General features: G+C 57.7%; 7 protein-coding genes. 3 read left to right on the top strand and 4 right to left on the bottom strand.

The features are described from left to right. From ILT46_RS11780 to ILT46_RS11790, 3 genes are all read right to left on the bottom strand, one after another. Positions 1-665: hypothetical protein (locus ILT46_RS11780; protein ID WP_199504838.1), on the bottom strand; the 665-nt coding region annotated here is incomplete at its 3' end. Beyond that, a complete protein-coding gene (locus ILT46_RS11785; protein WP_199504839.1) occupies positions 662-1,492 on the bottom strand; it encodes an NYN domain-containing protein in 831 nt (276 codons plus the stop codon). The genes ILT46_RS11780 and ILT46_RS11785, both read right to left, overlap by 4 nt. Positions 1,493-1,628: 136 nt before the next feature. Beyond that, the gene (locus ILT46_RS11790) at positions 1,629-4,658 is read right to left on the bottom strand and encodes a BPTD_3080 family restriction endonuclease (RefSeq protein ID WP_370592435.1); all 3,030 of its coding nucleotides are present in this window, start codon (positions 4,656-4,658) and stop codon (positions 1,629-1,631) included. A 675-nt stretch (positions 4,659-5,333) separates the two neighbouring features. Here ILT46_RS11790 and ILT46_RS11795 point away from each other — a divergent pair. Next, on the top strand, positions 5,334-5,522 hold the full coding sequence (locus tag ILT46_RS11795) for a hypothetical protein (RefSeq protein WP_199504840.1): 189 nt from the start codon (positions 5,334-5,336) through the stop codon (positions 5,520-5,522). Beyond that, on the top strand, positions 5,519-5,902 hold the full coding sequence (locus ILT46_RS11800; protein ID WP_199504841.1) for a DUF3768 domain-containing protein: 384 nt from the start codon (positions 5,519-5,521) through the stop codon (positions 5,900-5,902). Before ILT46_RS11795 ends, ILT46_RS11800 begins: the two co-directional genes overlap by 4 nt. A 30-nt stretch (positions 5,903-5,932) precedes the next feature. Here ILT46_RS11800 and ILT46_RS11805 read toward each other — a convergent pair whose 3' ends face one another. Beyond that, on the bottom strand, positions 5,933-6,748 hold the full coding sequence (locus ILT46_RS11805; RefSeq protein WP_199504842.1) for an HNH endonuclease: 816 nt from the start codon (positions 6,746-6,748) through the stop codon (positions 5,933-5,935). A 250-nt stretch (positions 6,749-6,998) separates the two neighbouring features. On the opposite strand from ILT46_RS11805, the gene ILT46_RS11810 reads away from it, so the two are divergent. Further along, complete coding sequence (locus ILT46_RS11810) at positions 6,999-7,223, top strand: hypothetical protein (protein WP_054946024.1); 225 nt, start codon at positions 6,999-7,001, stop codon at positions 7,221-7,223. Positions 7,224-7,457 lie beyond the last annotated feature (234 nt).

A 7,457-nucleotide genomic window follows, 5' to 3' on the forward strand; every position in this document is an offset into this window, starting at 1 on the left:
AAATGTTCTGACGACGGACAGCCGCGCAGTGGATCGGCCTCGTTGAGGGATGGATCAGGAAGGCTGTCGGCGTCCGGATTGTGGACCGCAATTGGTTTCAGTTTCGCAATCTGGCGATCGAGAATCTTGAGAACCTCTCGCTTGTTCGCCTCGGATTTTGCGTCGCGGCGTTTCAGGTCAGGTCCGGCGAGAAACGAGTATTTCCCTTGCCGGACGGACACATGCGAGAACGGAATTGTGCGCTGTTCGGGGGGGATGAACCACGCCGAGTCACTTTCGATACAATAGGACCAATCGTAGCCTGGTCGCCCATCACGGGTGGTCCTTGTCTTGCGATCCTTCGGCGGATCGAGCCACTCGCCCAAGAGCGTCGCATTCTCATACCAGCCCACAATATGCACGCCGGGGTGCTTGGGGTTCTTGGCCAGACACACGACCGTCCAACCCTTGTTGTCAGTCGGATGACTGGGGGCAGACGTTCCGCTTTGTGGGGGAACGTAGACATAATAGCGCCCATCGGGTCCGGGCATGAAGTTGAAGGCCTCATGGCCAGTCTTCTTGCTGCGCTCGTTTCGATGTTCGATCAGCCAGCCAAAATTCCCATCGACCGGTTCACCGCGATAATATTCCGACCACCCGACCTTGATCCAGAGAAGCTTCCTCATCCAGCTTCTCCGTCTTCATTTTCTTCGGCGATCGCCTCGCCTTCTGCATTGTTGGCCTCACCAGGCTTCTTCAGTCCGGACTTCAAACCATCGATGTGCTCAAACAGGTCTGGGCTTACGCTCTGCCAAAGTGGGTCGAGAATGAATTGCAGACCCTCCCGCCGGGCGAGTTTTGCCGCAGGCACAAAGTCAGAATCCCCCGCAACCAACACAATTGTCTTCGCGAGCTTCTTCAAGGTAAGCGATGCGATATCTAGGCCGATACGCATATCGACACCCTTCTGCCGAAGGTCGAGATGGACCATCCAGTCTTCCAGTTCGGTCCAATGCTTTTCGTTCGCCTTAATTTGGCCAGCAAGCTCCGCTGGGATCATCAAGCTTCCATCTTCCGCAGGCTCCAATGCTGATAACGCATCAAATATTGGCTTTGCCCGGAGGAGTTTCTTGGTTCTATCCCCTGAGACCGCCCAGCCACCAAGCTTGGATACATGGCCAAGACGCAAGGCGACATTTCGCTCTTTCCGCAGACGCTCAAGGAGCTCATTTTGAAATGCCGCTTTGTCACTCTTGGCAAAGTTCAAGTGCTTTTGTGAAAGCGGGTGTTGGGCCTGGCCTTCAAATGGAAGCGCATCATAGTAAAAGATGCGGTAGACGTGCTGATGCCAGTTTTTATCGTTGCCGCAGAGCGCCTTGATGTGCCGCCTGCACATCCAACGGATCAAGCCAACGGTCTTGAAAGGCGTGAGCTTGTCCGGTTCGGAAATCAGCTTAGGAAGGCGTTTCGAGAGAAAACCGCCATCGATGAGGATTGCAATCTCGCGGCTCATCGAGCGCCTCCGCGAGACAAAAAAGAAGCCCCAAGATTTCGGTAACACTCTGGATAGTCGAGCGAACCTACTCTCATGGGGCGGATGTGAGTTTGAGATAGGACATTATGTCCTACTATGCAATTAATTTCACACATCATATCGCTCCTCCCGCGCCAGCCGTCGGAGCCTGAGCGAGAACCTGCTCCACCAGCTTGGCGAAGTCTTCCTCCATCGAGGCCCAATTGCAGAATTCGGCAAAGTGCCAGCGCCCGAAACCGCCGAGTTGGTTGACGCCAGGAACCCACAGCGTTTCCATCGTCTCCTTCTTCGCGACGGCATCCTCACCCCGGTAACCCTTCACTTCGAGCACGAGATTAATCGGTTCGCCGCTCTCTGCCTCCAACCTTACGAGGAAGTCAGGCACATACCTCCGCGCAACACCGCCACACAGATAGGGCACTTCAAAGCCCAAACCCTGGTTCTTCGCAAAGGCCAGAACCTTCGGATGGCTTTCGAGCACATTCGCCAGCTCACCCTCCCAATCGCTGTCCAGCACGACATGACTGATATGGCTTCTCGGCGGGCGGGCTGCAGTCGCCTGACACGGTTTGGAAGTGATGAAATTGACGAAGCGGGTCGAGCCCTTCGGGTTGTAGCTGTCGAGGACGGCCTTAATCTTCACATCGTCGCCCGCCCCTCGGTTGCAAGCAGCGTCGATCTTCTCCGAGGCTCGCGCGAGCAAGTGCTGGTAGAGGATTGCTCCGATCGGAACGCCCTGGGGGACCAAATAGCCAGCATCAATCCACCGCCGCGCGATCCGTTGAATCTGAGGGAACAGGTGCTGCTTGGGAATTCCGTCTTCGTCGCGGAAGACATTGTACAGAAGGTGCTTTGCCAGATTGAAACTAATCTCCGAGGGGCGGAGGGATTCTAGCACCGTTGGCGTGATGACAACGCCTTCACCGACAATGCCTTCCATGAAGACCTTGGTTGGTCCGATATCGGCAGGCGTGATCGTGAGCCGACTGTCTTCGTTGAACTCCGCAACTAGCTTTTCGTTGGGCAAATCCTTCCGGTAGCCGCTGACACGCGGATACTCGATCTCAAGCTCACTTCGCTCGCGCATCGCATGAACACGCGTGACGGGCTTCGGCTTAACCGGCGTTGCCGTTTGCGGCTTGCCGGTGAAGTCGAACGGAATGCCCATGACATCGGCGTATTCGACATCGAACAGCCCGTGTTCGTTCAGTTCATAGGACTGCCTGCGCAAGCCACGACCGACAACCTGCTCGCAAAGCAGCTGAGTGCCAAATGCGCGAACACCGAGGATATGTGTTACGGTGTTAGTGTCCCATCCTTCCGTGAGCATCGAAACAGAAACCACGCATCGGATTTGTTCGCCGAGCCTTCCCTTCCTTCCCACGGTGTTCATCACTTCGCGCAAGAGATCGGAATCGCTTACGTCATCCGGGTTGCCTGCCCCTTCGCGCTGAGCAAGCTCACGCTTGAATAGGTCAATCTCGGCCTCGGCTGCATCGCGAAAGCCCTTGTCCAGCGCATCTCCCGCTTCGATCTGACGGGAGTCGATCAGCAGTGTGCGTGGACGGGCTAAGCGTCCGCCGTGCTCGTCATAATTCCGGAAGAGTTCCAAGTGACCATGGTGCGCCGCGAGGCGCTCTCCGCTCTCATCTTCGGCATCGCGCTCAAAACCAGCTATCCACTCGAACACCAGTCTTGAGATTGCGGTATTCTGGCAAACGACGATGAAGACTGGAGGAACATCAATCCCTTCACGATCCCACAGATCGTATGTCTGCTCGTAGTGGCTATAGAGCGCGTAGAGCGCGGTAATGAGTTCTGGAGCTTGGCGCGACAAATCCAGCGGGCTTAGCTTCCCAGCTGCACTCGCACTCTTGGGCAAGTCCTTGCCAACATGCTTCCACAGGTCGCGGTAAATGAGGCTGTCTGTCTGCGGGACATTGTCCGCGACCGGCACGCGAGGCAGTTTTACGATCCCGCATTCGATCGCATCCATCAGACTGAAGTCCGAAACGACCCAGGGAAACAGAAAACCCTCCGGGTAACCCGATCCCCTCAGGAAGAATGGAGTAGCGGAAAGATCATAAACTGCACGGACCCCGACCTTGCGCTTGAGAGCTTCAATTCCATTGATCCACAATCGCGCCGCTTCTTCGTTCTCGTCTGCTTCCTTCTTTTCGTCCCCGGTCAGCTTCTCCTCTTCGCCCCCGACCTTGTGTCGATAGCAATGGTGCGCCTCATCATTGATGACATTCACGTGCCGGAAGCTGAGCAAGTCGCCGCAAGCACGTTCCAGCATTGCAGCATTGCTTTCGAGCGTGCGGATTGGTTCGGGATCATTGCCCTGCAAGAGACCCTTTGCGACCTTCGGAATCTGGAGCGTCTCGCGATGCTTAAACGCGTGATAGTTGGTTATCACGATCTCGGCTTTGCGTACCTCGCCGACAAGTTCCGGCGGGATTAGCTCGCGGGTTTCGTAGTAGTTCTGCGGATCGGACGGCAGCAACACCCGCAATCGGTCTCGGATCGTGATGCCAGGCGCCACGATGAGGAAGGCCCGGCTGAAGTTTTTGGAAGTTGGTTTCCTGACTGCGTTCACAGTCTGCCATGCGATGAGCATGGCCATAACGGTCGTCTTTCCGCTGCCAGTGGCCATCTTCATGGCAAGCCGGAAAAGGTCCGGATTTGCTTCCTCGTTAGCTTTGACCAGCTGATCGAGAAGGCCCTTGGTCGCCGCTCTCTTGGGAGCGACCTCTGTCAGCCAGATGATCGTCTCAACAGCTTCGACTTGGCAGAAAAAGGGGCGGATGGCTGAAAAATTGTGGTTTCTCCAATAGTCCAGCAGGCGCTGTGTTGCCGGTTCAACGCCCCAGTCCGCTGGGTTTGGGAGCTTTCTCCACGCATCGACATAGCCTCTGATCTCGTTGACCAAGCCGTACTCGGTATAGGTTTCGAGCTCCAACGACGCTTGAGCGGAACTTGCACTCTTTCGAGACTTCGGAACGGGGACGATAAACCGCGATGGCCGTCGGCCGGAAACCGCAGGCTGCTCGATCGGTTGCCCGTGATCATCGAGAGGGTGATGAAAGGACGGGGCCGCGTATGGCGAATTCAGGATTGGTTGATCGTAAAATGTGCCTGGCACGGTGCCTCCATTAGGCATTTGAAACCGGCAAGCGCCAGACATCTCTGCCAACCAAATTAAGTTCTTACTGTTACTTGGTGCCTTCGAAAGTGCGTGAAGGCAACTGCAGTCTTCTTGTAGGCATCATTGTTGAATGTGACTTCCCCCAAAACCGTCAAGGAGGGGTATAGCTGCACTCCGATATGAGCTGCCCTGTCGGGCAACCTGCTCTATCCGCTTGCGCGGACCGAGCCCGTAGTCTCGGCCCATCCGGGTGACGATCAGGAGCAATTCGAAGCGGAGCGGGAATTCCTGATGGACGCGCTCTGTCCCGCATGCCCTGCGGTCATGCTCCTGAGGGCGCGGCATTCCTGAGCTAACCCGCAGGCACTCTTGCCTCTCTCATTGCCGGAGGCCCGCTGGCGCACTGATCGCGCGCGCATGGCCTCCGGCGGCTTCGCGCCGTTGGAAGGGTGCCGATCTTGAGTGGATCGCAGGGCGATCCCTTGGCGGGAACACCAAAGGCTTTGCCCTCTCGTTCCCGAAACCGGAAGTAGACACCCCCGTGTGGCGGGCTTCGCCCGCTGGCCCGCGCCAGGGCATCGAATCCGGTTTTCCCTCCCCCTCCCATCCTCGCCGGAAGGCAGGCCGCATGCCGCGTGTCGGATGCGGCTTTCAGCCGAAGGAGGACAGAATATGGGTGACCCAATCTTGAACTATCGCGCTTGCGGAGCCGAGTGCCGCGAGGACTGGTTGCGGATGCTGGCCAACGAGAATGGCTTGCCGTTCGGAACAGTGCAGCGCTTGGCCGAGGCATTGGGCGAGCGCGAAGATTTCGGCGAGTTGGTCCACTTGTGCGAACTTGGTGAGAGGGCGGTGAAATGAGCGCTGACACCCTTTCGCGCAGCGAGCGGATTGCCCGGCAAAACGACCGGGCGCGGCAGGCGATGGGCCTTGCCTGTGTTGCCGTGGCGACCGAGGGATTCCGTGCCTTGTCCGAAGAGGATCAGTCGCGGGTGCGCGAGCTGGTCGAAAACTTCAACGCCTTCACGCCGGACAACGACCCGTATGGCGAGCGCGATTTTGGGGCGATCTATCAGGATGACGAAGGTCGCTGGATGACCACGCGACCGGCGGGGCCTGCCGAAACCGTGTTCTGGAAGATCGATGCTTACGACCGCGATTTGCAGTTCGGCAGCGAGGACCCGGCCAATCCTGCGGTTACCCGGCGGTTGCTGACGATCATGCTAGCCAGCGAATATTGAGGGGAGGCAGTCCGCGCGCCGCCTGACACGTCAGGCGGCGCGTTGATCGACGAAGCAATGTTCGTTGTGCCAATCGAGGAAAGCAGGTTCAGGATCGAACCGGATTGCTGATCGCAAGCTCGCGTTCTCGAATTGCTGGAAATAGTCGCGCGTCTCGCGGCTCTGGCTTTCGCGCAATTGCCGCGAGACGCGAATGCGCCGTTGGCGATCGACCGTGACGAGACCCCGATCGAAGGCGCGGTCGAGTGTCGCTGAAAGCAGTAGGCCATTGGCGGGGTTGTGCCGGTTCTCGCTGTCCTTGCCCCACGGCTTGATGTGACTTGCAGTTAGTAGGCGCGGATCGGCGATGCCGGTGATGCAACAGGTCTCTTCGTAGTTGGCGAGCACCGCACGGCGGAAGAAGTCCTGGCCGACGCGCTGATTGACGAGCGCCTGTGTGGTGGATTCGCCCTGATAGGGCTCGAACCGGAATTCGCTGCGCTTCTCATTCAGGCGCGACGGCGGAGGTGGTGGCTTGAACTGGCTGACCTGGGCAATCCACAAGCTTTCCGCCCGCGAGACGAGACCGGTCCAATCTTGGCCGAACTGGGAGTAAGTTGCGCGATCCAGCTTGGATGCGCCGTCCAGGCCTTTGCGCCCGCTATCGGTGATCTTGGGATCGAGGCTGGCGAAGTTGCACAGCTTCATCGCGACCGAGCTATTCGTGCGCCCGAGCGCAGCGGCAAGCTCCTGGATTTCTGGATTGCCCGAGTGCAGCTTTCCGAACGGCAGCTGGAAATAGAGATACAGCGCGAGCACCGTTTCCTCTTCACTCCAGCGTTTCCGTGAACTGCCCTCGATTTCCATGGCGAAGGTTTGGGCGAGAGTGATCCAGGGCGCAAGTGTGACGGCTTGCCATGTGTTTACATGCCTTTCGATCTGGCGGTTTCGTTCTTGAGCACCCTGACTGGCCGCACTCGGTCAGCTTTCAATGTCCTGCCCGCGCCGGTTCCCCCTGCCTCCGCTGGGGTCACCCGTGTTGGACATGAATCCTGCCCTTGGCCGTGCGGCCTTTCTGTTTGGTGCAACGAGCCACCAGACACGAAAGGAAATCATCATGGCACGCAGCAATACCGCACCCGCGCAGGAGACCAATCCGCCGGACTTCCTTGCCTGGCATGTCACCAACAAGGGCGACAAAGGCTTCTGGACTCGGATCGGAGCCGCTTGGTTCCATCGCGACCGAAAGGGAATATCGCTTCAGCTGGAAGTGGTGCCGATCAATGGCCGGATCGTCCTGCGCACCCCGCTTGACGACGAGAAAAAGGAACCGGGCGCTTAGCGCCCGGCCTTCGGGTAGATGGACCGAAAGTGGGCCGGTAGGTACTATCGGTTTCGCGACAGAGAAGCCACGCAAACGGATCTTCGGTCAATGTCCTTCAAGGGCAGGCTAAGATTTGGACTTGGCTCTGATTGCCATGCATACGGGAGCAAGGGGCGTCATCATTTTCTGTCATTATCCTCTGGATAGAATGCTTCCAGAATCTTGGAGCTGTCCCCCGTCAGCACCAATGGC

The organism is Qipengyuania sp. YIM B01966, from assembly GCF_016461955.1.
Taxonomy (GTDB): domain Bacteria; phylum Pseudomonadota; class Alphaproteobacteria; order Sphingomonadales; family Sphingomonadaceae; genus QFOP01.

Coding starts and splice junctions, on each gene's coding strand:
- ILT46_RS11805 (WP_199504842.1), bottom strand. CDS start 6,748: ATGGAAATCGAGGGCAGTTCACGGAAACGCTGGAGTGAAGAGGAAACG.
- ILT46_RS11795 (WP_199504840.1), top strand. CDS start 5,334: ATGGGTGACCCAATCTTGAACTATCGCGCTTGCGGAGCCGAGTGCCGC.
- ILT46_RS11810 (WP_054946024.1), top strand. CDS start 6,999: ATGGCACGCAGCAATACCGCACCCGCGCAGGAGACCAATCCGCCGGAC.
- ILT46_RS11800 (WP_199504841.1), top strand. CDS start 5,519: ATGAGCGCTGACACCCTTTCGCGCAGCGAGCGGATTGCCCGGCAAAAC.
- ILT46_RS11785 (WP_199504839.1), bottom strand. CDS start 1,492: ATGAGCCGCGAGATTGCAATCCTCATCGATGGCGGTTTTCTCTCGAAA.